This is a genomic window from Wolbachia endosymbiont of Litomosoides brasiliensis, from assembly GCF_013366805.1.
Taxonomy (GTDB): domain Bacteria; phylum Pseudomonadota; class Alphaproteobacteria; order Rickettsiales; family Anaplasmataceae; genus Wolbachia.
The window spans coordinates 23,759-49,800 of the sequence record NZ_WQMO01000009.1 but is presented as its reverse complement, the minus strand read 5'-3'; the positions used below and the strand labels follow the sequence as shown (position 1 = coordinate 49,800).

Annotated in this window: 36 protein-coding genes and 1 pseudogene; 36 read left to right on the top strand and 1 reads right to left on the bottom strand. The window is 35.2% G+C overall.

The genetic code is table 11. The annotated features are described in order from the left end of the window. Nucleotides 1–46: 46 nt before the first annotated feature. Nucleotides 47–256 (top strand): annotated as a pseudogene (locus GO684_RS05790) (transposase); the annotation flags it as partial. Nucleotides 257–893: 637 nt separating this feature from the next. Beyond that, on the top strand, nucleotides 894–3,497 hold the full coding sequence (gene secA, locus GO684_RS02940) for a preprotein translocase subunit SecA (RefSeq protein WP_410543311.1): 2,604 nt from the start codon (nucleotides 894–896) through the stop codon (nucleotides 3,495–3,497). An 85-nt stretch (nucleotides 3,498–3,582) separates the two neighbouring features. On the opposite strand, the gene GO684_RS02935 is transcribed toward secA, so the two are convergent. Next, a complete protein-coding gene (locus GO684_RS02935) occupies nucleotides 3,583–3,858 on the bottom strand; it encodes a hypothetical protein (protein ID WP_175938770.1) in 276 nt (91 codons plus the stop codon). Between the two features lie 1,394 nt (nucleotides 3,859–5,252). On the opposite strand from GO684_RS02935, the gene GO684_RS02930 reads away from it, so the two are divergent. The 34 genes from GO684_RS02930 to atpA all read left to right on the top strand — a co-directional run bounded on the left by GO684_RS02930 (nucleotide 5,253) and on the right by atpA (nucleotide 26,038). Beyond that, nucleotides 5,253–5,729 carry a hypothetical protein gene (locus tag GO684_RS02930; RefSeq protein WP_246228208.1) on the top strand — a complete coding sequence of 159 codons (477 nt, stop codon included), beginning with the start codon at nucleotides 5,253–5,255 and terminating at the stop codon, nucleotides 5,727–5,729. A gap of 438 nt (nucleotides 5,730–6,167) precedes the next feature. After that, complete coding sequence (rpsL, locus tag GO684_RS02925) at nucleotides 6,168–6,542, top strand: 30S ribosomal protein S12 (RefSeq protein ID WP_175938768.1); 375 nt, start codon at nucleotides 6,168–6,170, stop codon at nucleotides 6,540–6,542. 6 nt (nucleotides 6,543–6,548) lie between these two features. After that, nucleotides 6,549–7,028, top strand: a complete 480-nt coding sequence (rpsG, locus tag GO684_RS02920) for a 30S ribosomal protein S7 (protein ID WP_175938766.1) — start codon at nucleotides 6,549–6,551, stop codon at nucleotides 7,026–7,028. Nucleotides 7,029–7,049: 21 nt separating this feature from the next. Further along, nucleotides 7,050–9,116, top strand: coding sequence for an elongation factor G (gene fusA, locus GO684_RS02915; RefSeq protein ID WP_175938764.1), 2,067 nt, complete (start codon nucleotides 7,050–7,052; stop codon nucleotides 9,114–9,116). Nucleotides 9,117–9,127: 11 nt separating this feature from the next. Continuing rightward, nucleotides 9,128–10,321, top strand: a complete 1,194-nt coding sequence (gene tuf, locus GO684_RS02910) for an elongation factor Tu (protein WP_175938762.1) — start codon at nucleotides 9,128–9,130, stop codon at nucleotides 10,319–10,321. A gap of 14 nt (nucleotides 10,322–10,335) precedes the next feature. Then, nucleotides 10,336–10,692, top strand: a complete 357-nt coding sequence (gene rpsJ / locus GO684_RS02905; RefSeq protein WP_175938778.1) for a 30S ribosomal protein S10 — start codon at nucleotides 10,336–10,338, stop codon at nucleotides 10,690–10,692. Further along, a complete protein-coding gene (gene rplC, locus GO684_RS02900; protein WP_175938760.1) occupies nucleotides 10,689–11,414 on the top strand; it encodes a 50S ribosomal protein L3 in 726 nt (241 codons plus the stop codon). The genes rpsJ and rplC overlap by 4 nt, the downstream gene beginning before the upstream one ends. Nucleotides 11,415–11,416: 2 nt before the next feature. Beyond that, nucleotides 11,417–12,031: a 50S ribosomal protein L4 gene (gene rplD / locus GO684_RS02895; RefSeq protein WP_175938758.1), complete on the top strand. Its 615-nt coding sequence runs from the start codon at nucleotides 11,417–11,419 to the stop codon at nucleotides 12,029–12,031. Further along, nucleotides 12,028–12,315 (top strand): 50S ribosomal protein L23, encoded by a 288-nt coding sequence (locus GO684_RS02890; RefSeq protein WP_175938756.1) that lies wholly within the window; start codon nucleotides 12,028–12,030, stop codon nucleotides 12,313–12,315. The genes rplD and GO684_RS02890 overlap by 4 nt, the downstream gene beginning before the upstream one ends. Before the next feature lies 1 nt (nucleotide 12,316). Beyond that, nucleotides 12,317–13,141, top strand: coding sequence for a 50S ribosomal protein L2 (rplB, locus tag GO684_RS02885; protein WP_175938754.1), 825 nt, complete (start codon nucleotides 12,317–12,319; stop codon nucleotides 13,139–13,141). A gap of 3 nt (nucleotides 13,142–13,144) precedes the next feature. After that, the gene (gene rpsS, locus GO684_RS02880) at nucleotides 13,145–13,429 is read left to right on the top strand and encodes a 30S ribosomal protein S19 (protein WP_175938752.1); all 285 of its coding nucleotides are present in this window, start codon (nucleotides 13,145–13,147) and stop codon (nucleotides 13,427–13,429) included. A gap of 5 nt (nucleotides 13,430–13,434) precedes the next feature. Further along, entirely contained in the window at nucleotides 13,435–13,785 is a 351-nt protein-coding gene (rplV, locus tag GO684_RS02875; RefSeq protein WP_175938751.1) for a 50S ribosomal protein L22, read from the top strand. 38 nt (nucleotides 13,786–13,823) lie between these two features. Further along, nucleotides 13,824–14,444, top strand: a complete 621-nt coding sequence (gene rpsC / locus GO684_RS02870; RefSeq protein WP_175938748.1) for a 30S ribosomal protein S3 — start codon at nucleotides 13,824–13,826, stop codon at nucleotides 14,442–14,444. A gap of 11 nt (nucleotides 14,445–14,455) precedes the next feature. Beyond that, entirely contained in the window at nucleotides 14,456–14,869 is a 414-nt protein-coding gene (rplP, locus tag GO684_RS02865; RefSeq protein WP_175938746.1) for a 50S ribosomal protein L16, read from the top strand. Between the two features lie 11 nt (nucleotides 14,870–14,880). Then, complete coding sequence (gene rpmC, locus GO684_RS02860; RefSeq protein ID WP_175938745.1) at nucleotides 14,881–15,084, top strand: 50S ribosomal protein L29; 204 nt, start codon at nucleotides 14,881–14,883, stop codon at nucleotides 15,082–15,084. Next, the gene (gene rpsQ / locus GO684_RS02855) at nucleotides 15,077–15,310 is read left to right on the top strand and encodes a 30S ribosomal protein S17 (RefSeq protein WP_175938743.1); all 234 of its coding nucleotides are present in this window, start codon (nucleotides 15,077–15,079) and stop codon (nucleotides 15,308–15,310) included. The genes rpmC and rpsQ overlap by 8 nt, the downstream gene beginning before the upstream one ends. Before the next feature lie 9 nt (nucleotides 15,311–15,319). Continuing rightward, nucleotides 15,320–15,679, top strand: coding sequence for a 50S ribosomal protein L14 (gene rplN, locus GO684_RS02850; RefSeq protein WP_175938741.1), 360 nt, complete (start codon nucleotides 15,320–15,322; stop codon nucleotides 15,677–15,679). Next, nucleotides 15,679–15,996: a 50S ribosomal protein L24 gene (rplX, locus tag GO684_RS02845; RefSeq protein ID WP_175938739.1), complete on the top strand. Its 318-nt coding sequence runs from the start codon at nucleotides 15,679–15,681 to the stop codon at nucleotides 15,994–15,996. Before rplN ends, rplX begins: the two co-directional genes overlap by 1 nt. Nucleotides 15,997–16,002: 6 nt before the next feature. Continuing rightward, complete coding sequence (gene rplE, locus GO684_RS02840; RefSeq protein WP_175938737.1) at nucleotides 16,003–16,536, top strand: 50S ribosomal protein L5; 534 nt, start codon at nucleotides 16,003–16,005, stop codon at nucleotides 16,534–16,536. A 16-nt stretch (nucleotides 16,537–16,552) separates the two neighbouring features. Next, nucleotides 16,553–16,861, top strand: coding sequence for a 30S ribosomal protein S14 (gene rpsN / locus GO684_RS02835; RefSeq protein WP_175938735.1), 309 nt, complete (start codon nucleotides 16,553–16,555; stop codon nucleotides 16,859–16,861). Nucleotides 16,862–16,882: 21 nt separating this feature from the next. Next, nucleotides 16,883–17,278 (top strand): 30S ribosomal protein S8, encoded by a 396-nt coding sequence (gene rpsH, locus GO684_RS02830; protein WP_175938733.1) that lies wholly within the window; start codon nucleotides 16,883–16,885, stop codon nucleotides 17,276–17,278. Between the two features lie 16 nt (nucleotides 17,279–17,294). After that, entirely contained in the window at nucleotides 17,295–17,840 is a 546-nt protein-coding gene (gene rplF, locus GO684_RS02825) for a 50S ribosomal protein L6 (RefSeq protein WP_175938731.1), read from the top strand. 5 nt (nucleotides 17,841–17,845) lie between these two features. Then, nucleotides 17,846–18,217, top strand: coding sequence for a 50S ribosomal protein L18 (rplR, locus tag GO684_RS02820; RefSeq protein ID WP_175938729.1), 372 nt, complete (start codon nucleotides 17,846–17,848; stop codon nucleotides 18,215–18,217). Nucleotides 18,218–18,229: 12 nt separating this feature from the next. Beyond that, nucleotides 18,230–18,742 carry a 30S ribosomal protein S5 gene (gene rpsE / locus GO684_RS02815; protein WP_175938727.1) on the top strand — a complete coding sequence of 171 codons (513 nt, stop codon included), beginning with the start codon at nucleotides 18,230–18,232 and terminating at the stop codon, nucleotides 18,740–18,742. Nucleotides 18,743–18,745: 3 nt separating this feature from the next. After that, nucleotides 18,746–19,216, top strand: coding sequence for a 50S ribosomal protein L15 (rplO, locus tag GO684_RS02810; protein WP_175938725.1), 471 nt, complete (start codon nucleotides 18,746–18,748; stop codon nucleotides 19,214–19,216). 3 nt (nucleotides 19,217–19,219) lie between these two features. Beyond that, a complete protein-coding gene (gene secY, locus GO684_RS02805; RefSeq protein WP_175938723.1) occupies nucleotides 19,220–20,548 on the top strand; it encodes a preprotein translocase subunit SecY in 1,329 nt (442 codons plus the stop codon). Continuing rightward, nucleotides 20,545–21,195, top strand: coding sequence for an adenylate kinase family protein (locus GO684_RS02800; protein ID WP_175938721.1), 651 nt, complete (start codon nucleotides 20,545–20,547; stop codon nucleotides 21,193–21,195). The genes secY and GO684_RS02800 overlap by 4 nt, the downstream gene beginning before the upstream one ends. A 59-nt stretch (nucleotides 21,196–21,254) precedes the next feature. Continuing rightward, on the top strand, nucleotides 21,255–21,623 hold the full coding sequence (rpsM, locus tag GO684_RS02795; RefSeq protein WP_175938719.1) for a 30S ribosomal protein S13: 369 nt from the start codon (nucleotides 21,255–21,257) through the stop codon (nucleotides 21,621–21,623). 21 nt (nucleotides 21,624–21,644) lie between these two features. Beyond that, nucleotides 21,645–22,031 carry a 30S ribosomal protein S11 gene (gene rpsK, locus GO684_RS02790; protein ID WP_175938717.1) on the top strand — a complete coding sequence of 129 codons (387 nt, stop codon included), beginning with the start codon at nucleotides 21,645–21,647 and terminating at the stop codon, nucleotides 22,029–22,031. Nucleotides 22,032–22,052: 21 nt separating this feature from the next. Further along, nucleotides 22,053–23,120, top strand: a complete 1,068-nt coding sequence (locus GO684_RS02785; protein WP_175938715.1) for a DNA-directed RNA polymerase subunit alpha — start codon at nucleotides 22,053–22,055, stop codon at nucleotides 23,118–23,120. Between the two features lie 7 nt (nucleotides 23,121–23,127). Further along, a complete protein-coding gene (gene rplQ / locus GO684_RS02780; protein WP_175938713.1) occupies nucleotides 23,128–23,556 on the top strand; it encodes a 50S ribosomal protein L17 in 429 nt (142 codons plus the stop codon). Nucleotides 23,557–23,634: 78 nt separating this feature from the next. After that, complete coding sequence (locus GO684_RS02775; RefSeq protein WP_246228207.1) at nucleotides 23,635–23,916, top strand: PDDEXK family nuclease; 282 nt, start codon at nucleotides 23,635–23,637, stop codon at nucleotides 23,914–23,916. A 23-nt stretch (nucleotides 23,917–23,939) separates the two neighbouring features. Further along, on the top strand, nucleotides 23,940–24,500 hold the full coding sequence (gene atpH, locus GO684_RS02770) for an ATP synthase F1 subunit delta (RefSeq protein WP_175938709.1): 561 nt from the start codon (nucleotides 23,940–23,942) through the stop codon (nucleotides 24,498–24,500). Continuing rightward, nucleotides 24,497–26,038 carry a F0F1 ATP synthase subunit alpha gene (gene atpA / locus GO684_RS02765; protein WP_175938707.1) on the top strand — a complete coding sequence of 514 codons (1,542 nt, stop codon included), beginning with the start codon at nucleotides 24,497–24,499 and terminating at the stop codon, nucleotides 26,036–26,038. The genes atpH and atpA overlap by 4 nt, the downstream gene beginning before the upstream one ends. Nucleotides 26,039–26,042: the final 4 nt, after the last annotated feature.

Below are 26,042 nucleotides of genomic sequence, written 5' to 3'. Positions count from 1 at the left end.
ACAGTGCAGTTAATCCTAAAAATATGGAAGGAGTTCTAGCTTATTTATGCCGAATGTCAACGCCGATTGTATGAATATATTTCTTGAACAAATGTTGCAATGTTTAAGAACACAAGAAGCCTTTCTTGTCATGAATTGTGCTAGTTGGAATAAGTCAAAAAATTTAAGGGTATCTAGAAATATCGAAATTATATACCCACTGCCATGCTTACCTAGGCTCAATCCTATTAAGAGACTTTGGTTGTATATAAAACAAAACATTTTATGTAGTAAAATCTATAATACAATTGCTTTACTTGAGGACACTTTGTGTAAGTTTATTACCTCTCTTTTTTACTCCGCAATTAAACAACTCTGCAATGTCACTTATTTGAGCCACTGACAATGAGAATTGGTATTACTTACTTTAGTATGTATTGTTTATCCGTTCTTTATACAGGAAAATTGGTATGATTATGCAAAAGCTTTGGATCTGATAGATAGCGGATGTATGGAAGCACTTATTGCTGATATAAGGCTACGATGCAAGCTATGTGGTTGAGGCAGCAAAAGCTGTAAACGTTAAACCTATTATTTCATCACATTCTAATCGAAAAGCATCAAGAGAAAGAGTTATGTAAAGAGAGGGATTTATTGAGAAAATGTTTAACAAAATCAAGCATTCTCATAGAAGTTGCTACTCGTTATGACAAACGTGCTATAGTATTTTAGCATTTGTTCATCTTGCTAGTATATATCTCTGCTAGGATAAATGTTGATGCTCCTAAATCTAATATATCATTGCTGCAGGCTACGTTTGGTAATATAATCTCATATTAGATAGACGGTTACTTAAGTTTATGTCAGACTTTACTGTAATTTTAACAGCTGTCCTTATATTTTTCGTTTTGACATTGTCGTTTCTTTTAAAAAAGACGTTTGGGTCAACGAATAAAAAAATAATAAAATCCTTCAAAAAAATTGTTGAACAAATTAATGTGCTGGAGCCAAAAATGCAGAGTTTATCCGATGAGGAGCTTGCTAATAAAACCGAGAAATTCAAACAAGAATTGAAAAATGGAAAAACATTAAATGATCTTCTTGTGCCTGCGTTTGCAGTTGTGCGTGAAGCCTCTCGCAGGTTTCTTAATATGAGACACTTCGACGTTCAACTAATTGGTGGAATGGTCCTTCATAATGGTATGATATCAGAAATGAAAACAGGAGAAGGGAAGACACTCGTTGCAACCTTAGCTGCATACCTAAATTCCTTAGAGGGAAAAGGCGTACACGTCGTAACTGTTAACGACTACCTTGCAAAACGAGATACAGAATGGATGAGTAGGTTGTATAACTCTCTTGGAGTTTCTGTTGCATTTATCACGAATGATTTGACAGATGAAGAAAGGAAAGAGGCTTATAGTGCAGATATAGTATATTCAACAAACAATGAACTTGCCTTTGATTACTTGCGGGACAATATGAAATTTTCTCGAGAAGATATGGTTCAGAGAGGCTTCAATTATGTGATAGTAGATGAAGTAGATTCTATATTAATTGATGAAGCGCGTACTCCACTTATTGTTTCTGGTCCGGTTGAGGAAAATAATCAAATATATAAGCGCATAAACAAAATAGTTACTAAATTAGTTGACTCTGATTATGAAGTAGACGAAAAGGGTAGGGCGGTATTCCTCACTGAAGATGGTATTTCACGAGTAGAGGAATTACTCAAGTCATATAATCTCATTTCTGAAAATTCCTCGCTCTATGATGCTGGCAACATGATAATGACTCATTATATAGACCAAGCATTGCGTGCGCATAAGCTATTTACTGCTGATAAAGATTATATAGTGAAGGATGGCAAGGTGGTAATTATTGATGAATTTACTGGGCGTATGATGGAGGGCAGGAGATATTCTGATGGCCTTCATCAGGCGCTTGAAGCGAAGGAGAATCTTGAAATTCAGCATGAAAACCAAACTTTAGCATCTATTACGTTTCAGAATTACTTTCGTATGTACAATAAGCTTTCTGGTATGACGGGAACAGCAGCAACAGAGGCGGAGGAGTTTCGCGATATATATAGACTAAATGTAGTGAAAATTCCAACTAATGTACCTGTAAAGAGAATAGATGTTGATGATGAAATTTATGGTACAGAAAAAGAGAAATTTAATGCTGTGTTGAAATTTATAGGAGAATGTCATGAACGCCGTCAGCCGGTCCTTGTTGGTACGGTAAGCATTGAAAACTCTGAAAAACTTTCTGCACTTTTGCAGAATCATTCTCTTAAGCATTCAATATTGAACGCTCATTATCACGAACAAGAAGCGTACATAATAGCACAAGCTGGAGTGCCAGGTAATATCACTATAGCAACTAACATGGCAGGGCGTGGAACTGATATTCGGCTTGGAGGAAATGCTGAAATGATAGCAAAAGTGGAGCTAAAAAAGATCAAAAATGCTGATGAAAGAGAAAAAAAATACCAAGAAATAATTGAAAGGGTAAAAAAAGATAAGGAAATTGCTATAAAAGCTGGCGGTTTGTGTGTTGTTGGAACCGAAAGACACGAAAGCAGGAGAATAGATGATCAATTGCGTGGCCGTTCTGGCCGTCAGGGTGATCCTGGGCTTTCTAAGTTCTTTTTATCGCTTGAGGATGACTTAATGAGAATATTTGGCTCTAATAGAATGAGAAGCTTTTTACAAAGAGTGGGACTAAAGAACAACGAAGCTATTCATCATCCATGGATCAATAGGGCACTGGAAAAAGCGCAGAAGAAAGTTGAAGCTAGAAACTATGGTGTGCGAAAATCCCTGCTTAAGTTTGATGACGTAGTCAACAACCAACGCAAGGTTATTTTTGAACAGAGAAACCACATTTTAGGCAATGAAGTCAATGATCTGTTTGAAGTGTATAGTGAAGTAAATGAGAGTGTGATAGAAAGTATAGTACAAGGTGGCTATTGCGAAGATTATGTTGAAGATATATCCAAAGAATTTCATATGAGGTATGGGATAACACTTGATAAAAAAAACTTGGTGGAGTTTTTGAATAAACAAGAAATTTTAGATTATATGGATGGCAAGATAAAAGAATTCTTCACTGAGAAAGAGAAATATTTCAATAGTCAGCAAACTACAAATTTGTGGAATACTATAGTAAAGCAAGTGATGATTATGACACTTGATCATTTATGGAGAGAACACCTTTCAATTCTGGAGAGCTTAAGGCAAAGCATAAGTTTGCGTGCTATGGGGCAAAAGGACCCACTGAATGAATTTAAACGCGAGGCTTTCTTAATGTTTGAGTCTATGCTTGGGAAGTGGAAGGAGCTTACCGTTTACCGTCTAGCACACTTTAAGTTGGCAGATAACCAAGAAGTGGATGGTGGGTTGCGCCCTACTAGAAAAGATAATTTCCCTAAAGTCTCGAGAAATGATAAATGCCCTTGTAACTCAGGAAAAAAGTATAAACACTGCCACGGTGCTATTACTGTGGTGAATTAGTAATACTACTTGCTGCTTTCTTACGTATGCTAATCTCTTTTAACGTGTTTAATAAATTCTGTGATTCCTCTTTGATTTAGGAGATCTAAGCTCTTTCTCTGATAATTTCAGAGTTTCTTGATTTTCTATTTGATGTAATAGCTATTCTAATTGCAGCTACAATTAAAAGTACTGGTGCTGCAAACCCTATTGCTATTAAAGAATTCATTGTAGTTGATAAAGACGATAAAGAATCTACTTTAACTGTTGGAGCAACACTACCAACTGTAGCACTTCCGGTAAACAAACCAGTTAGATATGCAACTTCCTTTAATGTTAAATTGCTTGTGCGATAATCATTGCAAATTGCAGATTTGAACAAGAGTATTTCTATGAAAATTGCGATTAATGGTATCCATTTAGCGAAGTGTAAAATAAAATGAACGAGGTAGTATGAAAAGATGATGATAGAGCAAATGGGACTCTACAAAAATCTAGAGTGGAAAATGGCAAAGTTATACCAATTATCACTGCACGAGGAAAGGACAGACAATAATGGAAAAGAAGCTATACTGAAGTAAGTAAAATAGCGAGGTTAAAATGGTGTTGAAATTAAAACTATTGGACGGGAAAGTCATGGAATCAGCAAAGGAAATGCTGAAGAAAGTGTGAAATAACGCATATGCTACAAAAAAAACTAGATGCTGTAATTGCAGCAAAAAAGCATAATATAATAGCCGCAGCAAAAATATGTTGTATCTCAAGAGCAGCACTAACTGCATTGAATTAGAGTCAATTTGAACAAGTTGAAATATGGATACAAAAAAAGTCTAACATACCATTAAAGAAATGGTACCAATTTCCAGTGTTAGTGGGTCAAATAAGTAACATTTGTATTACGACTTTATTACGTAAAATGTTCTGTTTTACATGCAATTAAAGTCTCTCAATAAGAGAGAACTCAGGCGAGTATAGTGGTAGTCATATAATCTCGATATTTTTAGTACTTTTGAATTTTTTAACTTATTCCAACCAGCACAATCCATGGCAAAAAAGGCTCCTCGTGTTCTTAAATATTGTGAAATTGCGACTGAGCTAGAACTCTTTCCATTTATAGGATTAACTGCACTTTAGTCTCATTAAGTTTTTTAAAACTCTTCTTGTTTACCTTTACCTTGTTTATTACGAAAACTTCATTTTTTACATATTACAGTGTACTATAGACTTGCTGACATTTAAGCCAAATTTTTCCTAGATTGTCATTTCTTTAACGTTAATATTAAGATTTTATTGCATTTATACTTCAACTTGTTCAAATTGACTCTAATTCAATGCAGTTAGTGCTGCTCTTGAGATACAACATATTTTTGCTGCGGCTATTATATTATGCTTTTTTGCTGCAATTACAGCATCTAGTTTTTTTTTGTAGCATATGCGTTATTTCACACTTTCTTCAGCATTTCCTTTGCTGATTCCATGACTTTCCCGTCCAATAATTTTAATTTCAACACCATTTTAACCTCGCTATTTTACTTACTTCAGTATAGCTTCTTTTCCATTATTGTCTGTCCTTTCCTCGTGCAGTAGTAATTGGTATAAGGAAAAGGTTGGGCTCGGATGTTTAGTTGAACTGTATGAGGGGTATTATGGTTCTGCTGCTTTTGATAGCTTCGCTGTGGTTCTAGCTAGCGCTGAAGTTATAAACACTCTTCATTAACATTAATTTAACCTTTGTTATTACGGTAGTAGCTAGTGAAAATTTTAACTAGCCCATGAATGATGATTACCCTTTTGAAAAAGGAAATAATAGTAGTGAAGAAAATAATGACGATAGAAGAGAAAAGATATAGCACAGTATGTTCAAACTACTTAAAAGCCTTTGGGGGCATTTTGAATCAAATTGGTGAAGGAATCGATAGTTTAAATAGTTGCGAAAGGACTATGCAAGTAAAGCGAAGTATAGATAAGTTTATAGAAACTTTGTATAATCAGGCAGCGTCTAAAGATATTGGTGCAGAATGTGAGACTGTAAAGCATGCTCGTGATAAATCAGAGTTTATAAAAAGGGTCATAGAAAAATGGAAGAAACAAGTGATGGAAGAAGTGTTGAATGGTGTATTTGCTCGGCGACAAAAGGAGCTAATAAATACTAAGCACTTAAACTCTGGGCATGAGGCAGCAAGCAATGGAGGTGTTCATGAAGCAAAGAAACGAATGAAGAGGGAGGGTATTGTTTTTAGTTATTGCTCATAGGATGGATCCGAGAAGAAGAGCGGGGGAAACCACTGGTGATAATGGGAGACAAGCTCATATATATGGTAGAAAGGCAATTGAAGGGCTCTAGGTGTGTTATTGAAAGCGTTCTTGATTGCAGTTGCTGCTTATTGGCATGAAGTTGCTAAGCTACTTCAGCGTACTAATAAATAGGGGACATCTTTTGCAGAATAAGTTGAAAAGAGTGGAAATACAGATTTACGACAGGGTCGATCTATGTAGACCTCTGTTGTCTGAGCAGGTTCTTTTTTACTGAGTTTTTCTCTTAAGTAATGATTACACAAGAAATCTGTTGTTATTAAGAGTTTAGTGAGCTCAAGTTGTTAGAATAGTAATGTTTATTTTTATATTGACTATTGAGGTTTATTATTTTATAACTAGAACTTAAGTTATTTAATGAGCTTGGTTTTTTAATATATGCCTACGATAAATCAATTGGTGCGTAAGGGTAGATTGAAATTGTCCTGTAAGAAGAAGGTGCCAGCTTTGGGGAAAAGCAACCCTCAAAGAAGAGGTGTTTGCACCAAAGTGTATACTACAACTCCTAGGAAGCCTAACTCAGCACTACGTAAAGTGGCTAGAGTAAGAGTTAGTGGATATGGTGAAGTGACAGCTTATATACCTGGTGAAGGCCATAATTTACAAGAACACTCTGTTGTTTTGATACGTGGTGGTCGAGTTAAAGATTTACCAGGTGTGCGTTATCACATAATAAGAGGTGCTCTTGATCTGCGTGGTGTACAAAATCGCAAGAAGGCTCGTTCAAAATATGGTGTAAAGAGATCTGGTTAAAGTTTTATGTCTCGTCGAAATAAAGCAAAGAAGAGAAAAATAAATCCTGATTCGCGTTACGGTAGTGTTTTGCTGATGCGTTTCATTAATGTAATTATGAAATGCGGTAAAAAATCCGTTGCAGAAAAAATTGTCTATAATGCTTTATCTTCAGCTGAAAAAGAGGTGAGTAGAAATGGAGTGTCAATTTTTGAAACAGCAGTGGAAAATGTTACGCCTTCTATAGAAGTGCGTTCCCGTCGTATTGGCGGTGCAACTTATCAAGTGCCTGTTGAGGTTAGAAAAGATAGAGCTATTTCTTTGGCATTACGATGGATTGTTAAATCAGCCTCTGCTATGCGAAAAAAAAGTGGAAAAGGGTTTTTTAAGTGTTTGTGCTCTGAAATATTAGATGCATATAATAAACGTGGTGGTGCATTTAAGATGTGTGAAGAAAAATATAAAGTTGCTGAAGCTAATAAGGCTTTTTCTCATCTTCGTTTTTAATGTTAGCTAATTGATGGCAATATGGAAATTAGTATATCCAAGTACAGAAATATAGGTATAATGGCTCATATAGATGCTGGTAAGACTACTACAACAGAACGTATTTTATTTTATACTGGTAAGCAAAATAGAATTGGTGAAGTGCATGATGGCGCAGCTTCTATGGATTGGATGGAACAAGAAAAAGAACGTGGTATTACAATCACGTCTGCTGCGACAACTTGTTTTTGGAGTGGTTATAGAATTAATATAATAGACACTCCAGGGCATGTTGACTTTACTATTGAAGTTGAAAGGTCTTTAAGAGTTTTAGATGGTGCAGTTGCTGTATTTGATGGAGTCGCGGGAGTTGAACCTCAGTCTGAGACTGTTTGGCGTCAAGCTGATAGGTATAATGTTCCTCGTATCTGTTTTGTCAACAAGATGGATAGGATAGGAGCAGATTTTTATCGATGTGTTAATATGATAAGGAGTAAGCTTGGAGCGGTGCCCTTAATTATTCAGCTGCCAATAGGAAGTGAAAAAGATTTTAAAGGTGTAATTGATCTAATTTCTATGAAAACCATTATATGGGAAGAAGGGACATTGGGTGCTAAATTTTCTTACAAAGATATTCCTTTTGATTTACTTGACAAGGCTCAAGAGTATCGAAATCTTTTATTAGATACTGCTGCTGGAATGGATGATGAAGCGATGAATGCTTACTTTGAATCTAATGACTTGCCAGTAGGTTTGCTGAAGAAATGTGTGAGGCGCGGAGCTATTAAAGGGGTATTTGTTCCTGTGTTATGTGGATCGGCCTTAAAAAATAAGGGCGTACAACCACTTTTGGACGGTATAGTTGATTTCTTACCTTCTCCTGCTGATGTTGATGAAGTTGTTGGGACTGATCCCAAGGATTCAGAAAAGAAAATTAAGGTTAAACCTTCAGAAAAAGAGAAATTTGTTGCTCTTGCATTTAAGGTGATGACGGATAAATTTGTGGGTAGCTTAACATTTATTCGTATTTATTCTGGTAAGTTAAAGTCTAAATCTACTGTGTTAAATGCGGGAAAAAATGAAACTGAAGGAGTTGGTAGAATGTTGCTTATGCATGCAAATAATAGGGAAGATATAAGTGAAGCTGAAGTTGGGGATATAGTTGCTTTGGTGGGATTGAAGAAAACAGTCACTGGTGATACTTTGTGTTCATCTGATTTTCCTATATTGTTAGAACGTATGGAATTTCCTGAGCCTGTTATTGAAATTGCTGTAGAACCTAGAACTACTTTAGATCAGGAGAAATTGGGTATTGCTTTAAGTAGGTTAGTTGCAGAAGATCCTTCTCTGAGAATATCAGTGAATGCGGAAAGTGGTCAGACTATATTGAAAGGTATGGGTGAATTACATCTTGAAATCATTACTGATAGGATAAAACGTGAATTTAACGTTGATGTCAATATTGGTGCTCCTCAGGTTGCATATCGCGAAACTATTACTAAATCCGTTGAAATTGATTACATGCATAAGAAGCAATCAGGCGGTGCTGGTCAATTTGCTAAAGTAAAGATTTTGTTTGAACCTCTTGAGCCTGGTTCTGGATTTCAATTTGAAAGTAAAATTGTAGGTGGTGCAATTCCAAAAGAATATATTCCTAGTGTGCAAAATGGTCTGGAATTAATAAAAGAAGGAGGTATGATTTCTGGCTTTCCAGTTATTGATTTTAAGGCTACTCTTATTGATGGTGCTTTTCACGAAGTTGATTCAAGTCCTTTGGCTTTTGAGTTAGCTGCTAAGGGTGCTTTTAAAGAAATGGTGAGTGAGGCTGGCCCAAAAATGTTAGAGCCTATAATGAAAGTTGAGATTATTACACCTGAGGAGTATATGGGCGATATTATGGGTGATGTAAATAGTAGGAGAGGGCAAGTTTCAAGTGCGGAAACGCATAATAATAGTACTGTAATTCTTGCTTTAGTACCTCTTGCAAATATGTTTGGTTATATAAATGTTTTGCGTTCTATATCTCAAGGAAGAGCTCAATATAGTATGCATTTTTCTTGTTATGAACAAGTACCACAGTATGTGGTCAATGGGTTGAAGTATAGTTAAGGGTAACAATTATGACAACAGCAGTAGAAGCTACAGCGCAAGTAGTGGAAGCATTTGGGAAGCCGCATGTGAATGTGGGAACGATAGGACATGTAGATCATGGGAAGACGACGTTAACAGCAGCGATAACAAAGCATTATGGAAGTTTTGTAGCGTATGATCAGATAGATAAGGCACCGGAAGAGAGAAAAAGAGGAATAACGATTGCAACAGCACATGTTGAATATCAAACGGAGAAAAGACATTATGCACATGTTGATTGTCCTGGGCACGCTGACTATGTGAAGAACATGATAGTGGGTGCAGCGCAAATGGATGCAGCGGTGTTGGTAGTGTCAGGAGTTGATGGGCCTATGCCGCAAACGAGAGAGCACATATTACTTGCGAAGCAAGTTGGTGTTAGGTATATTGTGGTGTATATAAATAAAGCTGATGTATCCGATCATGATATGATAAGTTTGGTAGAGATGGAAGTAAGGGAATTGCTGAGTAAATATGGGTTTCCGGGCAACGAGGTTCCAGTGGTGGTTGGGTCTGCATTGAAAGCATTAGAGGAGGAAGATAGTGAATATGGGAAGAAGTCAATAGACAAATTGATGGAGAAGTTGGATGAGTATGTGGAGGTTCCATTAAGGCCTGTGGATTTACCATTTCTGTTGCCGATTGAAGATGTATTTTCGATATCAGGACGTGGAACAGTAGTAACAGGGAGAATAGAAAAAGGAGAAGTAAAGACGGGTGATGAGGTAGAGATAATAGGTCTGAAAGCTACACAGAAAACGACATGCACTGGTGTAGAAATGTTTAAAAAATTATTAGAAAAAGGAAGTGCAGGGTTAAATGTGGGGGTATTGCTAAGAGGGACAAAGAGAGAAGAAGTAGAGAGAGGGCAAATATTAGCAAAACCAGGAACAATAACGCCGCACAGAAAATTCAAGGCAGAGGTTTATATATTAAAGAAAGAAGAGGGGGGAAGGCATACACCATTTTTTGCGAATTACCAGCCACAATTTTATTTAAGGACGACAGATGTAACGGGAAGTATAAAGTTGCTAGAAGGGAAAGAGATGGTAATACCTGGAGATAATGTAAGTGTAGAGGTAGAATTGCAAGTGCCGGTAGCAATGGACAAGGGGTTACGCTTTGCAATAAGAGAAGGAGGTAGAACTATTGGTTCTGGTATTGTTTCTGAAATTTTGGAGTAAGTACAGTGGCTGAAGTGGAGCAAGTTGCATATATTATAAGCAGAGCTTTTGATTGTTTAAAGTTAGAGAAGTATGTTAAGGAATTTGTTCATGGGTTTAAAGACAAGTTTAAGCATTCTGGTGCAGAGTTGTCAGGTCCGGTTGCATTACGAAGAAGGAACTCTAAGTTTGATTTTAATAGATCTCCTCATGTTGATAAAAAATCTCGTGAGCAATTTGAACAGAGAACTTCTGGGCGGTTAATTGTTTTACATGGTCTTACCCCTGCTATGATGCAGATGCTTGGAGATTCATCTTTTTTTCCTCCTCCTCCTCCTGGTGTAGAAATTTATTTAAAGATTAAGAGAGTCAAATTTAAAAAAGAGAAATGAAGAGAATAAATTTGCTAAGAAGAATTGGTTTGTTAATGACGAATATTGGTCATACTGCCATATATTCTGATAGAGGTCGCGTGGCTGTGACTTTATTACATCTCAGCGAAACTTATATTGTTGATGTGAAGGGGCAAGATAAGTGTGGCTATAATTCAGTTATTTTAGGTACTGGGGACTTTAAAAATATTGCAAAACCGCAGTTAGAATATTTAAAGAAGATGGGAATAGGTAATAGATGCAAATTGTATGAGAGTAGATTAAGCGATATTTCAGGGATAGAATGTAGTAAAAGAGTTGGTGTTAATCATTTTGTGGTCGGTCAATATCTTGATATCACGAGTTATTCTATAGGTAAGGGGTTTGCTGGTGTAATGAAACGACATAATTTTTGTGGGCTCAGGGCATCTCATGGTGTTTCTATTGCTCATAGGTCGCAAGGTTCTACTGGTCAATGTCAGGACCCTGGTAGAGTATTTAAAGGAAAGAAAATGGCTGGTCATTTAGGTAGTAGCAGAGTAACTGTGCAGAATATGAGAATATTATCTATTGATCATGAAAATAGTATAATTGTTGTGAAAGGCAATAATGTTCCTGGATTTAGAAATTCTTACGTTTTTGTTAGAGATGCAATTAAAAAGCATTTACATAAAGATGTTCCTTTCCCGGTAGGTCTGCTGTTAGATGTAAGTGACGATGATGCTAGTAGTTTGGTAAGTTAGTTATGGAGTATAAATTAGTGAATTTATCTAATAATAGTGTAGGTATTGCCAAGCTTAACCCTTTAATATTTTCTGTTGAGCAAAAATTGAGTATTTTGCATGATATAGTTAGATGGCAATTAGCGAAGAGAAGAACTGGCACTCATAAAGCAAAAGGCATTAGTGATGTTTCTGGGACAACAGCCAAGCCTTATAGTCAAAAACGCACCGGTAAGGCAAGACAAGGAAGCTTGCGGTCTCCTCAGTTTAGAGGTGGTGGAGTTGTTTTCGGTCCTGTTGTTAGAAGTCATGCTTATTCTCTTAATAAAAAAGTACGTAAATTTGGTTTAAAGGTTGCTTTATCTCTGAAATATTTAAATAATCAAGTAGTTATTCTTGATAATTTAAATGTTGATGTGAAGAAAACGTCTGAAGTGTGTCAGTATATTCAAAATTTTAAATTTTCTTCCTTTTTAATAGTTGGTGATTATGAAGATAGTTTGCTGCGTGCTGCTAGAAACCTGCACTATGTAAACTTGATCAAACCTATCGGGTTGAATGTTTTTGATATATTAAATCATGAATGCATAATGTTGACAAGTGATGCTTTAAGGTATCTTGAAGGTAGATTATTATGATTAAATATGATAATATAGTAAAGTGTCCTATAATTACAGAAAAGGCTTCTTTCTTGAGGGAGAAGTTTAATAAATATTCTTTGTATGTTTTTTTAAATGTGAATAAGCATAAAATAAAGTCAACAATAGAGTCTCTATTTAATGTTAAAGTTTCCTCTATAAACGTTGTTAGAGTTAAGCCTAAGTATAGACGCTTTAGGGGTGTGGTTGGTTATGAAAGACAAAAGAAGAAAGTATATTTTTCTTTAATGGATGGTCAGAAGTTAGATATAATGAGTGTTTAATATGGGTATAAAATTTCTTAATCCTATCACTCCATCATCTCGTGGAACTGTGTTGGTAAGTAAGGTAGGTTTATCAAAAGGCAAGCCAGAAAAGTCTCTTGTGTTTGGTAAAAAGTCTAGTGGTGGAAGAAATAATAATGGTAGAATAACAACTCGTCATAAGGGTGGTGGTCATAAAAAGAAGTATAGGGTTATAGATTTCAAACGCAATAGAAGTGATCAGGGTGTAGTTGAAAAAATAGAGTATGATCCAAATAGAAGTGGGTTTTTAGCGTTGGTGTCGTATAAGAGTGATGATATCAAGTCTTATATATTAGCTCCACAAGGCATAAAGCCAGGTGATGTTGTGATGTCAGGGAGTAATGTTGATATACTGCCAGGCAATTGTTTACCATTGAGGTGTATACCTGTTGGTTCTTTTGTTCATGGTGTTGAGCTGAAGCCAGGTAATGGTGCTGTGATTGCTCGAGCTGCCGGTTGTTATGCACAAATTGTTGGTCGTGATGGCAACTATGTTTTGTTGCGGTTGAGGTCTGGTCAAATTAGGCTAATTTTATCTTCTTGTAAAGCTGCTATTGGTACAGTGTCTAATCCTGATCGTAAAAATAGAAAATTAGGTAAAGCTGGAAGGAGTAGGTGGTTGGGAATTAGACCTACTGTTCGTGGGGTTGCTATGAATCCGGTAGATCATCCTCATGGGGGTGGAGAAGGAAAGACTTCTGGCGGGCGTCATCCTGTTACTCCTTGGGGTATTGCAACAAAAGGAAAGAAAACTCGGAAGAAAAATAAGTTTAGTGATAAGTATATAAAGCAGTTAAAAGGTTAGTTTATGAGTAGATCTGCATGGAAACCGCCTTTTTGTCATCCTTCTGTGCTAAGGTTGGTAAACAGAGCTTTAAAACAAGGCTCTATTAATAAGGTAATAAAAATTCATTCTAGGGCTTCTGTAATTCTCCCTAATTGTTTGGGTTTAAAATTTGCTGTTTATAATGGTAGGGATTACATTCCTGTTAGTGTTAATGATCAGAATATGATAGGCCATAAGTTTGGTGAGTTTTCACCTACTCGTAAATTTGCTGGGCATAGTGGTGATAAGAAGGTGGCAAGAAGATAGTTGATATGAAGAGCATAGATATAATAATTAAAGCTAGTTCTAGAGTTTTAAAGTCAACTCCTCGCAAGTTAAATTTGGTTGCTGATTTAGTGCGTAATAAGGAGGTTTCTTTTGCTACTATGCAATTAAGATTTTGTAAAAAAAAGGCCGCTGGCCTTATAGGAAAGGTATTAAGTTCTGCAGTTGCCAGTGCTCAATATAATTATGGGTTGGATGTCGATAATTTATATATAAAAGAGATTTTAATAGGCAAGTCATTTACTTTACGTAGAGTATATCCAAAAGCTATGGGTAGAGCTAATAAAGTTAGTAAGCATTATAGTAATATAACTATAAAATTAGAGCAAATGGTATGATGTGTAAGAGTAAAAAATTAGTAAAGAAAGTGTAAAATATGGGGCAAAAGGTTAATCCTATAGGATTCAGGTTAAAAATAAATGCTAATACCTGGGATTCTATTTGGTATGCTAGTAAAGATTACAGAGAGAAATTGCATCAGGACTTATTTATTCGCAGTTGCATAAATGAGTCCTTTAAGTATGCCGGTCTTTCTAGAATAATTATAGAGCGCAAAGTTGATTTAGTGTCTGTAACGATATATTCTTCTAGGCCTGGGGTAGTCATAGGCAAAAAAGGCTTGGATATTGAAAAGGTGAAACAAAAAATAGCTGAAAGAGTAAAAAATAATGTGGAAGTGAATGTGGTGGGGATTAAAAGGCCTGAAGTAGATGCAGCTTTAATATCAAGCAGCATTGCACAACAGTTAGAAAAAAGGGTTTCGTTTAGAAGGGCAATGAAAAAGGCCATTCAAAGTTGTTTAAGAATGGGAGGTGGTGGCATTAAAGTAGGTTGTTCCGGGCGTCTTGGTGGAGCTGAAATAGCTCGTACTGAATGGTATAAGGAAGGTCGTTTGCCCTTGCATACTTTACGTGCTAATATAGATTATGCTTTTTGTGAGGCGAAAACTATATATGGTATTATAGGAGTTAAGGTTTGGGTTTATGTTGTTAATTAAGGTATATTAGAATGTTTGTGCCTAAAAAGAGTAAATATAGAAAGGTGTTTAAAGGACGGATTAAGGGTAATACAAAAGGTGGCAGCACACTGTCTTTTGGAGATTATGGCTTAAAAACTATAGAGGCAGGTAGGCTTCAGTCTAAGCATATTGAGACCGTGAGGCGTGTAATATCTAGAACATTGAAACGTTCTGGCAAAATATGGGTAAGAATTTTCCCTGATATTCCTGTTAGTAAGAAGCCAACAGATGTACGGATGGGCAAAGGGAAAGGTAGTGTTGAATTTTGGGTGTTTAAAGCTAAGCCTGGTAGAGTGTTATTTGAGATTAGCAATGACGTTCCCATGCATTTAGCAAAGTTAGCGCTTGAGAAGGCAGTGGCTAAGCTTCCTGTAAAGTGTAAGTTTATATCTAATTATAGTTAAGTGGAGTTATAATGGATATAGCTGGTATTAGATCAAAATCCTCACAAGAGTTGTATGAAATCCTTGTGAATTTGAGAAAAGAGTTTGTTAATTTAATTTTTCAAAAAAAGTTAGGGCAGTGTAATAATATTTCTCGTTTCAGCTTAATAAGGAAGAGTATAGCTCGTATTTTAACTGTATTAAATGAAAGAAGAATAGAGGAAAAAAATGCCTAGGAAGATTTTTTGTGGTGTTATAACTAGAGCTGAGTGTGATAAAACTGTGAAGGTTTCAGTATTACGGGTGTATAAAGATAAACTGTACAAGAAAGTTATAAAAAGGTATAAGAAGTACACAGTGCATGATGAAAATAATAGTTGCAAAAAAGGGGATAAGGTTTTTATACAAGAGCATAAGCCAATTTCTGCTACTAAAAAATGGGTTGTTGTTCGAGTGGAATAAGGTATTTATATGATTCAAAAGAATACATTATTAGAAGTAGCTGATAATTCTGGTGCGCGTGAAGTTCTCTGTATTGGCTTATTGGGTGGTAGAAAATCTGCATCCATAGGCAATACAATTGTTGTGTCCACCAGGTCCGTTAACCCAAAGGGAAAGGTTGAAAAGGGAAAGGTGTATAGGGCGGTTGTTGTTAGGGTGAAAAATCGTATTAGAAAATCTGATAACTCTGTAATCCGTTTTTCTAGCAATGCTGTGGTTTTAGTTAATGATCAAGGCGAACCACTTGGCACTCGAGTGTTTGGCCCAATAAAGAAGTTACCTTCTGGTTCTTTTATGAAGATAATGTCATTAGCTGTTGAGGTTTTATAGTGAGTGCGAAAATAAGAAGTGGTGATGACGTTATAGTTTTAACTGGTAGAGATAGAGGCAAAATTGGTAAAGTAATCAAAATTGTAACACGCAGTGCTAAAAAAAAGGCAGTTATTTCTGGAGTAAATCTGTGTAAGAAACATGCTAAACCAAAAGCTGGTAGTAGTGGTGGTATAGTAAATAAAGAATTAGCCATTGATATATCTAACATTGCAATATTGGACCCTAAGTATAAAGCTCCAACCAGAGTTGGGTTTAAGGTTATAGATGGTAAAAAAGTACGTTTCGCGAAAGTTTCTGGGGAAGTGATAGATTAGGTTAGTATGTTTAAAGAATTGTACAGAGATAGTGTAATAAAATCCTTAAAGAATAAGTTCAGCTATGGCAATATAATGCAGGTGCCTAAGCTTGTCAAGGTGTGTATTAATATGGGTGTTGGAGATGCTGCTACGGACAGTAAAGCAATAAATGAGCCACTTGATGATCTATATTTAATTGCAGGGCAAAAACCTATATCAACGTTTGCGAAGAGGTCTATTTCTGGTTTTAAGATAAGAAAAGGTGCTACAGTAGGTTGTAAGGTAACTTTACGTAGAGATAAAATGTATGAATTTTTAGAAAGGTTGATATATGTTGCTTTACCGAGAGAAAAAGATTTTAGGGGATTTAGTGTGAAACAGTTTGATGGTAATGGTAATTTATCTTTTGGTATAAAGGAGCATATCTCATTTTTGGAAATAGATTATGATAAAATAAGTAAAATTAGAGGTATGGACATCAATATTGTAACAAGTGCGGCTAGTGATAAGGAAGCAAAAGAATTATTGCTAGCTTTTAAATTTCCCTTTTTTGATTAATTAAGAGAAGAGGTATATGGCAAAAAAATCTGTGATACAGAGAAATCTTCGTAGGATAAAATTATGTGATCAATATAGAAGAAAAAGAGAAAAGTTGAAGTCTATAATAAATAATAAGGATATACCTATTGGCGAGAGGTTTGCAGCTCAAAATAAGTTAATTAAAGAATTACCTAAAGATTCTTCTAAGATTAGAATTAGAAACAGGTGTGCTTTAACTGGAAGGCCGAGAGGGGTATATAGAAAATTTGGTTTATGTAGAATTGTTTTGCGTGATTTGTGTTCTTTTGGAAAAATCCCAGGGGTTGCAAAGTCTAGTTGGTAAATATAGTATAGGGAGTATATTATGGCATTATCTGATAGTATTGGTGATTTTTTGACAAGGATACGCAATGCTCAGTTGGCGATGCATAAAACGACAAGAGTTTTGTTCTCTAAGGTGAATTCTTCTATACTGAAGATCTTAAAGGATGAAGGGTACATCCTTGATTACCAAAAAGAGGTTACAGATGATTTGCCGTCTTTTCTTGTAAGATTGAAGTATTATGAGAGGTCGCCTGTAATTAGTGATATAGTTAGGATATCGAAGCCTGGGTGTCGTTGTTATTCTAAATATAAGGATATTTCTAAAGCGTATAATGGGCTTGGTATTTTTATTATATCTACGTCCAAGGGAGTAATGACTGATTACAATGCACATAAGTTAAAGGTTGGTGGAGAAATTTTGTGTCGTGTGTTTTAAGTAATAGGAGAAATTTATGTCTCGCATAGGTGCAGCACCTATCAATATTCCTGCTGGTGTTTCAGTTGAATGTAATGATGGTAAGGTATTAATAAAAAGTGCTAAGGCAGAAAAAGAGCTTAAGCTATGTAGTGATATTGTATGTCAGGTTATTGGTAACCAGTTGGTATTTTCTATTGATCAAGGCAAAGATAGTTGCGGTGAAATAAAACCTATATGGGGCACGTGTAGGAGTAATGCTAATAATATTATTAATGGTATGGTTAATGATTTTTCTGTTGATCTTGAGATTAACGGTGTTGGATACAAAGCAGAGTGTGATGGTAAGTATTTAACTTTGTATCTTGGTTATAGCCATAATGTTAAGTATAAGGTGCCTAAAGATGTTGAGATTAAGTGTATGAAACCAACTCACTTGGTGGTTAGTGGTATGGATAAGCAAAAAGTCTATGTAATAGCATCTGATGTGTGCAAGATTAGAAAATATGACCCTTATAAAGGTAAAGGTATTGTAATAAAAGGCAAATTTATGTTGCGTAAAGTTGTGAGTAAAAGGAAGTAATTAAGATGAGAAGGTTATATAATTTTTTAAGTAACTCTGAGAAAAGGAAGTTGCGTAATAGAAAGAGGCTCAACGGTGGTGTTAAGCGTTTACGTATATCCATATTTAAATCTAATAGGCATTTTTATGCTCAGTTAATTAATGATGAAAAAGGAATAACTCTAACTTCTGTTTCTACTTTGGACACTAAAATTAAGGGTGTATGTGAGAGGAGGGTCAATGCTGGAACTATAAAGCAGGTTTCTTCTTTAATGATTGAACGCCTATCTAATATGAAATTAGAACAAGAGTTAATATTTGATCGTGGGGCATATAAATATACAGGGTTAATTTCTCAATTTGCTGAGGCTTTACGAAGCTCTGGATTTAAATTTTAGAAGGTTTTAAATATGGCTGTAAAGAATTTGCAAAATAATAACGATTGGTCGGAGCTTTTAGTTTCAGTGAGGAGAGTAACAACAGTTACCAAAGGTGGTAGACGGTTCTCATTTTCAATTTTGGTTGTTGTTGGAGATGAGAAGGGTAGGGTAGGGTGTGGAATGGGTAAGCATGCGGAGGTTGCTGAGGCAAGGATAAAAGCTGTAAATGCTGCAAAGAAATCGATGATTAGAGTGTACTTGCGTGAAGGTAGAACTTTGCATCATGATATTAAAGCTAAATTTTGCTCTGGTGAAATGGTTTTAAGAGCGGCTAGAGCTGGAACAGGTATTATTGCTGGAGGAGCGATTAGGTCGGTTTTTGAGGTATTGGGAATAAAAGATGTAGTAGCTAAATCTACTAGGTCGAATAATCCTCATAACGTTATATGTGCAGTGTTTAAGGCCTTTGATAATATATTGTCTCCTCGTCAAGTAGCAAGCAAAAGGGGTAAAAAGATTAGCGAGATAGTCGGAAATAGGTAAAGTATGAATAATGCTATAAAATTAAGCTCTATATTTACTAAATTATCGAAAAAAAAGAAGCCTAAGTTACTAGGTAGAGGTATCGGTTGTGGTAAAGGTAAAACGTCTGGTAGGGGACATAAGGGGCAGAAGGCTAGAAGTGGTATTTCTATAAATGGATTTGAAGGTGGGCAACAGTCTATATGTACACGTTTACCTAAAAGAGGTTTTAATCCTATAAATAGAAACGTATGTTCTATAGTTAATGTTGGTGATGTTCAGCGCTTAATAGAAACTGGAAAAATAGAAAAAAGCTCTGTTATAGATAAAGAAATACTATATAAATTAGGTTTTATAAAATCTATCAAAGGTAAAATCAAGCTTCTTAATAAAGGTAAGCTAAACGAGAGATGTGTATTTTATGTTGACTCTGCATCGGAAGCTGCAAAGAAATCTGTAACTTCAATCGGTGGTAGTGTGGAAATACTATCATAAGTAATGAGCAGCAAGTCAGCATTTAATAGTTTAGATCCCACGTTATTATATAAAGGCGACCTATTAAAGCGTATGTTTTTTACGCTAATAGCTTTAATTTGCTATCGTTTAGGTACTTATGTGCCTATCCCTGGAATTAACCTTGATATAATTAATGACGTATTCCCTAAAGAAGTTACTGGTGTTTTTGGGGTATTTAATCTATTCTCTGGTGGAGCATTAGCTAGGATGACCATTTTAGCATTGAATGTTATGCCATATATAGTTGCGTCTATAGTTATGCAATTATTATCTTCTGCGGTTAAAGGAATTAATGAAGTTAAAAATGATGGGGAATTAGGACGTCGAAGGATGAATTCTTACATACGTTATATGACCATAGTGTTTTGTATATTTCAATCAGTTACTATTTTGATTGGGTTAGAAAGAATGAACAGGGAAGGAGCATTAGTTGTAATCGAACCTGGCGTTATGTTTCGTACAGTGGGTGTTTTTAGCCTTTTGGGTGGAACAATGTTTCTAATATGGCTTGGTGAGCAAATCAGCACTAGTGGTATAGGTAATGGTATTTCATTGATCATCTTCACAGGTATAATATCAGAGTTACATAATGCTTTTTCCTCCCTGTTAACATTAAATAAAAACGGTAGCATATCATTGCTTATTATCCTTTTTATTTTTGTGTTATTTTTTTTGCTGCTGCTTTTAATTATTTTCGTAGAATCTTCTTATAGGAAAGTTACTGTTCAATATCCTAAAAGGCAGTTTAAAAGATTACATAGTGATGATTTTACTTATATCCCATTAAAGATTAATTTATCTGGTGTAATACCGACTATTTTTGCTAATGCAATTTTGTTAACACCTATTTCAATTGCAAATTTCTATAAAGGGCATGCTTTTTCTGATTTTATTTTAAACTATTTTATGACAAATAAAGTAGTTTATATTGTAGCTTATCTGACACTTATAGTGTTTTTTAACTTTTTCTATACCAGTTTTATATTTAATTCAGAGGAAAATGCAGATTTTCTTAAAAAAAATGGTGGTTTTATACCTGGTAGAAGGCCTGGGAAACACACTTCTGATTACCTGCAAGATATAGTTTTTAGATTAACTTTTATTGGTTCTGCATACCTGGTGGTCATATGTACTGTGCCTGAAGTCATGAGATATTATTATGATGTACCATTTATTTTTGGTGGGACAAGCTTGTTGATTATAGTTAATGTTATTACTGATACTATTATGCAAATACAATCCTATATCTTTTCAAGTAGGTATGATAGTTGGGTAAAAAAATATAAGTCTAAAACGAAGAAATTAAAATGATTATTACAGTTTTTGGTCCTCCTGGCTCCGGTAAAGGTACTCAATCAAGCTTGTTAATAGAAAAGTATAACCTGAAGTTAATTTCAGTAGGGGATTTATTGAGGAGTATTATATCTAGTGGTAGCGAATTAGGCAAAAAAATAAAAGATACTGTAGAATCCGGTAATTTAATTCAAGATGGAATTATATGTGAATTATTATGTGACCAGCTTGCATTAATGGATGATAATTTTTTATTGGATGGTTTTCCAAGAAACCTAAGTCAAGCTCATTTCTTAACTCAGATTTTGCGGGAGAGATATAATAGAGATGTGGATATTGTAATTGAATTGCAGCTTAATGGTAAGGTGGCGGTTGATAGGTTGAGGAATCGTCTTATGTGCCTAGACTGTAAAAGTATATACAGTGCATCTTCTTTCAAAGATGAAGATAACCTTATTTGTACAAGGTGTAAAAGTGTAAGACTAGAAAGAAGAATTGATGATGCAAACTTATCTGCAATTGGTAGGAGAATAGGAGAGTATCACATACAGATAAAAAGTCTACGTGAATATTACAGAGACAAATTATTAATGATTGACGCTAATTTTAATGTTGATCAGGTAAAACAAGAGATTGAAAGTAAAATTTCTTGCAATTTAGTTTGACTCTGAGTTGCTTTATGGTATAAATTAAGAGTTATTATTAATAAAATACCGGGGTATCAATGGCACGTATTGCAGGTGTAAATGTTCCAGTGAAGAAATGTGTTCCTTTTGCGTTAACTTATATATATGGTATAGGTATTTCTACTGCAAACATAATTTGCTATACTTGCGAGGTTGACAAGAACAAACGTGTTTCAGAATTGCGAGATAAAGATATAGAAAAAATCAACAGCTTCATTAGGCAAAGTTATTCTGTAGAGGGCGAGCTCAGAAAAGAAGTGGCTATGAATATAAAGTCTTTAGTGGAGATGGGGTGCTATAGGGGGGTGAGACACAGAAAAGGTTTACCTGTAAGAGGGCAAAGAACTCATACCAATGCTAAAACCCGTAAAGGTAAATCTCGTTTACCTATTGCTGGAAAAAAATGAAATTTATTATTGTGAATTTTAATGAAAAAGATCAAGACGGTTAGTGGAAGCGCAAAGAAGTTTGTTACTGGGGTTGTTCGTATTCGTGCAACTTTTAATAATACTTTCATAAATGTGACTGATGTTCAAGGTAATACTCTGTGCCAAACCTCCGTAGGTGCGCATGGTTTCTCAGGTTCAAGAAAGTCTACGCCTTATGCTGCGGGCAAGGCCTCGGAGGCTGCTGCAAAAACTGCGATAGAGAAATTTGGCATGAAGGTTGTTTCTGTAATAATTCGTGGCCCTGGTTTTGGTGCTGAGGCTGCAGTTAAAGCACTTCAGAACTGCGGGTTAACAGTTACCTCAATTGCAGATAAAACTGCGATTCCTCATAATGGATGTAGGTTGAGAAAAAAAAGAAGGGTATAGGATATTTGAAAAGGTTGTTTTATGTATTATGAAAACGGTGTTTCTGTTTTTGACAGTTTAGATAAATTGACTAAACCTAATTCAATGAAAGTAGTGTTAAGTGATTCAAGTGAAAAGGGTGATATAGTACTAGAACCATTGGAAAGTGGTTTTGCTTTAACATTAGGTAATGCATTGAGACGTGTAATGCTGTCTTCTCTTATAGGTAGTGCTGTTTATGGGATAAAAATTGAGGGGATAACTCATGAGTTTACTTCAATTCAAGGTGTAAGAGAAGATGTGACTGATATAGTATTGAATATGGGTATGTTGAGGTGTAAATTAAATGACACTTCTAATAAATGCCTAAGTTTGAGTGCTAAAGGACCTTGTCAGGTATTAGCTGGAATGATAGAAACTGATGATCAGTGCTCTATTGTTAATAAAGATCTGCCAATATGTACACTGGGACAGAATGTAGAGCTTAACATGACTATATATGTGGCTAGTGGAAAAGGTTACCTTCCTGTGACTAAATATAAGGAAAACGAGTTTTTGAAGCTTATGAATGAGCAGGACTTAATTGGTTTTATTCCAGTTAATGCTTTGTATAGTCCTGTTAACAGAGTTTCGTATAGAGTAGAGAATAGTCGTGTTGGGCAAGTTACTGATAAGGATAAACTGATATTGTCAGTTGAAACTGATGGTACAATTTCTCCTAGTCAAGCTGTTGACTCTGCTGCAAAGATATTGCAGGAGCAACTTCAGCCTTTTATTAATTCTGATGTAAGTTATAAAAAATCGCAGGTTTCTTTACCTAGTGGTTATAAAAATTTGGGTTATGACCCTATCTTATTGCGTAAAGTAGATGAAATGGAGTTATCTGTCAGATCACATAATTGCTTGAAGAATGAAAATATTACTTACATAGGTGATCTTGTGCAAAAGACAGAAAGTGAAATGTTGAGAACTGCTAATTTTGGTAGGAAGTCTTTGAATGAAATTAAAGCGGTTTTAAATAATTTTGGCTTGTCTTTGGGTATGGATATACCAGATTGGCCACCTAAGAATATAGATGAGTTAGCTAGGCAACATACTGATGAAGATTAGGTGATATATGAAACATGGGATAAAAAAACGTAGACTATCTCGTCGCACTGGGCATAGGTTATCGATGTTAAAGAATCTATCTATTTCATTAATTGATCATGAGCAGATTATAACTACTTTGCCAAAGGCTAAGGAACTTCGTCCGTATGTGGAAAAATTTATTACGATTGCTAAGAATAAAAATACTTTACATGGTAGAAGGCTACTACTTTCGCGCCTTCATAATAATAAGTTAGTAGTTGATAAGTTGCTGAATGTTTTAGCTAGCCGTTATCAAGATTGTAGAGGTGGTTATTCTAGAATAATGAAATTTAACACTCGAAAGGGTGATTGTGCTTCAATGGCGGTGATAGAATTAGTTAATAGGGATGTTACAGCAAAAGGTGGGATTTGTAATAAAGGTAAAGAGGGAAATGAAGAAGCGACGAAAGGTTAATTATTATCATAGTTTCTTGTGGTGAATAGGTTACACTATTTTATAGGTTATTTGGGTGAGTTGTTAATTTTATTATATTTGAAACTGAAATATTGTAATGTTATAAAACACCGTTGTAAGTTCGGTGAAGTTGACTTAATTGTATCTAAAAAAAAAGAGCTGATTTTTATAGAGGTTGAAATAAGTCTTCTTGGAGAAGGGGTGGCGATATCTCATCTTCAGTGTCAATCTATTATAAATTCTTCTAAATGTTTCCTAAGTAAGGACCTTGGTTTTTTAGGTTGTTCTATTAGGTGTAATTTATACCTTTTCCTTAAAGGAGGGCCTATTTGTATAAAAAATGCTTGGTTTAAAGAGTGAAAGGTTTATATAGCTAATTTGGTATGAGAAGGACCCAATACAATAATTTAGTTTCATCTTACGCTAGAGTGCTGTTTTGCGTCTCAGAGAATAAGCTAAGTGTTATAAGAGAAGAAGTGGAACTTTTGTTAGCTTTTTTTAAAAGTCAACGTGATATTTTTATGTACTTATCCCATCCTATGATTTCTTTTGCGTGCAAAAAAGAAGTAATGCTTTCTATAAGGGGATACTTGAGTGAGAGTTTAGTAAAATTTATTGTAGTTATATTTGCAAATAAGCGTTCTAATTTATTAATCCCTGTATTGGAGAGGTTCTTAAATCTTGTAAGAGAAAGTGAGAATGAATTGGAAATTACTATAAAGTCAGCAGAAACTTTAAGCGAATCCAATATAAAAATAATTACTGAATCTTTGAGCTTTCTTGGTAAAATAGTGAGGGTGGACAATGTGGTTGACTCTTCTATACTGGGTGGTTTTATAGCTAAGTATGGCTTTAATTTAATTGATGCTTCGTTAAAAAGTTACTTAGATAAGTTGGTTGATTTAAGTAAAGTGGAAATATTAAGAACAAGGGATTTTGTATGAAAGACAATATGAATGCTTCTGAGATAGTAAATATAATAAGAGAGAAAGTTGAGGCATTTGATAGTCCTATAAAGCGGGAAAATATAGGTGAAGTGATTTCAGTAACTGATGGTATTGCATTGGTTTATGGACTTGAAAAAGCAAAATTCGGTGAAAAGGTATTTTTTACAAGTGATGTGGAGGGAATAGTTCTTGATTTAAACTATGATACAGCCGGAGTAGTAGTTCTTGGTAATGACCGTGATGTGAAAGAAGGAGATACTGTAAAGTGCAGTGGCGATGTTATACAAGTGCCTGTAGGACACGAATTGTTGGGAAGGGTTGTAAATGCATTGGGCCATCCTATAGATAGAGGTGGGGAAATCAGATCTAAGAATAGAATGGATATAGAATCTAAAGCACCGGGCATTATTGATCGTGAGTCTGTACATGAGCCCCTGCAAACGGGAATTAAAATTATAGACTTGCTGATTCCAATAGGTAGAGGGCAGCGTGAATTAGTTGTCGGCGATAGACAAATCGGTAAAACTACTATTGCGCTTGATACTATTATTAATCAAAAGAAAATTAATGATGAAGTGGATAAAAATCAAAAGGTTTACTGTGTTTATGTTGCTATTGGACAAAAAATTTCAACTGTAGCAAAGGTAGTAAATAAGCTAGAAGAAAGTGGAGCATTAGAGTATACCACTATAGTTGTGGCTAGTGCGTCTGATTGTGCGCCTATGCAATTTTTGGCACCTTATGCTGGTTGCACTATTGGAGAATTTTTCCGTGATAATGGGATGCATTGCTTGGTAGTATATGATGATTTATCTAAACATGCTGTAGCATATAGGCAAATGTCTTTACTGCTGAGGCGCCCTCCTGGTCGTGAAGCTTATCCTGGAGATATATTTTACGTGCATTCTCGTTTGCTTGAAAGGGCTGCTAAAATGTCTGATAAGAAAGGACATGGATCTCTAACTGCTTTGCCAATTATTGAGACTCAGGCTGGTGATGTATCTGCATATGTTCCAACTAACGTGATTTCGATTACCGATGGACAAATCTTTCTTGAGTCTGAATTGTTTTATAAAGGATTTCGCCCTGCGGTAAATATAGGTTTATCAGTTTCGCGTGTTGGTTCTGCTGCGCAATTGAAATCAGTCAAAGAGGTTGCTGGTTCTATAAAGCTAGATTTAGCTCAATATAGAGAATTAGAGGACTTTACAAAGTTCGGTTCTGATCTTGATGCTAGTGTTCAATTGTCCTTAAATAAGGGTAAATATCTTATTGAGCTATTAAAGCAGAAACAGCATTTACCTATGCCAGTAGAAGAGCAAGTAGTGCTAATGTATATTTTTTCTAACCTGTATGATCAGTTAAGTAAAATACAAATAAGTGACATCAATAAATTCGAATATGACCTTATTAATTATTTTCGCACTGCATACCCTGAAGTTTTAAAAAAGTTGTCAGATAGTATGAGTGATGATATAAAAGATGATGTTTTCAATATTGTGAGTAGTTTTATTACTCAATTTAATGGCGTTTAGGTGG

Coding starts and splice junctions, on each gene's coding strand:
- atpA (WP_175938707.1), top strand. CDS start 24,497: ATGAAAGACAATATGAATGCTTCTGAGATAGTAAATATAATAAGAGAG.
- rpsC (WP_175938748.1), top strand. CDS start 13,824: ATGGGGCAAAAGGTTAATCCTATAGGATTCAGGTTAAAAATAAATGCT.
- GO684_RS02930 (WP_246228208.1), top strand. CDS start 5,253: ATGATGATTACCCTTTTGAAAAAGGAAATAATAGTAGTGAAGAAAATA.
- rplR (WP_175938729.1), top strand. CDS start 17,846: ATGAGAAGGTTATATAATTTTTTAAGTAACTCTGAGAAAAGGAAGTTG.
- rpsN (WP_175938735.1), top strand. CDS start 16,553: ATGGCAAAAAAATCTGTGATACAGAGAAATCTTCGTAGGATAAAATTA.
- rpsS (WP_175938752.1), top strand. CDS start 13,145: ATGAGTAGATCTGCATGGAAACCGCCTTTTTGTCATCCTTCTGTGCTA.
- tuf (WP_175938762.1), top strand. CDS start 9,128: ATGACAACAGCAGTAGAAGCTACAGCGCAAGTAGTGGAAGCATTTGGG.
- rpsK (WP_175938717.1), top strand. CDS start 21,645: ATGAAAAAGATCAAGACGGTTAGTGGAAGCGCAAAGAAGTTTGTTACT.
- secY (WP_175938723.1), top strand. CDS start 19,220: ATGAGCAGCAAGTCAGCATTTAATAGTTTAGATCCCACGTTATTATAT.
- rpsE (WP_175938727.1), top strand. CDS start 18,230: ATGGCTGTAAAGAATTTGCAAAATAATAACGATTGGTCGGAGCTTTTA.
- atpH (WP_175938709.1), top strand. CDS start 23,940: ATGAGAAGGACCCAATACAATAATTTAGTTTCATCTTACGCTAGAGTG.
- GO684_RS02785 (WP_175938715.1), top strand. CDS start 22,053: ATGTATTATGAAAACGGTGTTTCTGTTTTTGACAGTTTAGATAAATTG.
- rpmC (WP_175938745.1), top strand. CDS start 14,881: ATGGATATAGCTGGTATTAGATCAAAATCCTCACAAGAGTTGTATGAA.
- rpsG (WP_175938766.1), top strand. CDS start 6,549: ATGTCTCGTCGAAATAAAGCAAAGAAGAGAAAAATAAATCCTGATTCG.
- rpsH (WP_175938733.1), top strand. CDS start 16,883: ATGGCATTATCTGATAGTATTGGTGATTTTTTGACAAGGATACGCAAT.
- rpsM (WP_175938719.1), top strand. CDS start 21,255: ATGGCACGTATTGCAGGTGTAAATGTTCCAGTGAAGAAATGTGTTCCT.
- GO684_RS02890 (WP_175938756.1), top strand. CDS start 12,028: ATGATTAAATATGATAATATAGTAAAGTGTCCTATAATTACAGAAAAG.
- rpsQ (WP_175938743.1), top strand. CDS start 15,077: ATGCCTAGGAAGATTTTTTGTGGTGTTATAACTAGAGCTGAGTGTGAT.
- rplO (WP_175938725.1), top strand. CDS start 18,746: ATGAATAATGCTATAAAATTAAGCTCTATATTTACTAAATTATCGAAA.
- fusA (WP_175938764.1), top strand. CDS start 7,050: ATGGAAATTAGTATATCCAAGTACAGAAATATAGGTATAATGGCTCAT.
- rplN (WP_175938741.1), top strand. CDS start 15,320: ATGATTCAAAAGAATACATTATTAGAAGTAGCTGATAATTCTGGTGCG.
- rplC (WP_175938760.1), top strand. CDS start 10,689: ATGAAGAGAATAAATTTGCTAAGAAGAATTGGTTTGTTAATGACGAAT.
- GO684_RS02800 (WP_175938721.1), top strand. CDS start 20,545: ATGATTATTACAGTTTTTGGTCCTCCTGGCTCCGGTAAAGGTACTCAA.
- rplE (WP_175938737.1), top strand. CDS start 16,003: ATGTTTAAAGAATTGTACAGAGATAGTGTAATAAAATCCTTAAAGAAT.
- rplD (WP_175938758.1), top strand. CDS start 11,417: ATGGAGTATAAATTAGTGAATTTATCTAATAATAGTGTAGGTATTGCC.
- rplP (WP_175938746.1), top strand. CDS start 14,456: ATGTTTGTGCCTAAAAAGAGTAAATATAGAAAGGTGTTTAAAGGACGG.
- rplV (WP_175938751.1), top strand. CDS start 13,435: ATGAAGAGCATAGATATAATAATTAAAGCTAGTTCTAGAGTTTTAAAG.
- rpsL (WP_175938768.1), top strand. CDS start 6,168: ATGCCTACGATAAATCAATTGGTGCGTAAGGGTAGATTGAAATTGTCC.
- rplB (WP_175938754.1), top strand. CDS start 12,317: ATGGGTATAAAATTTCTTAATCCTATCACTCCATCATCTCGTGGAACT.
- rplF (WP_175938731.1), top strand. CDS start 17,295: ATGTCTCGCATAGGTGCAGCACCTATCAATATTCCTGCTGGTGTTTCA.
- rplQ (WP_175938713.1), top strand. CDS start 23,128: ATGAAACATGGGATAAAAAAACGTAGACTATCTCGTCGCACTGGGCAT.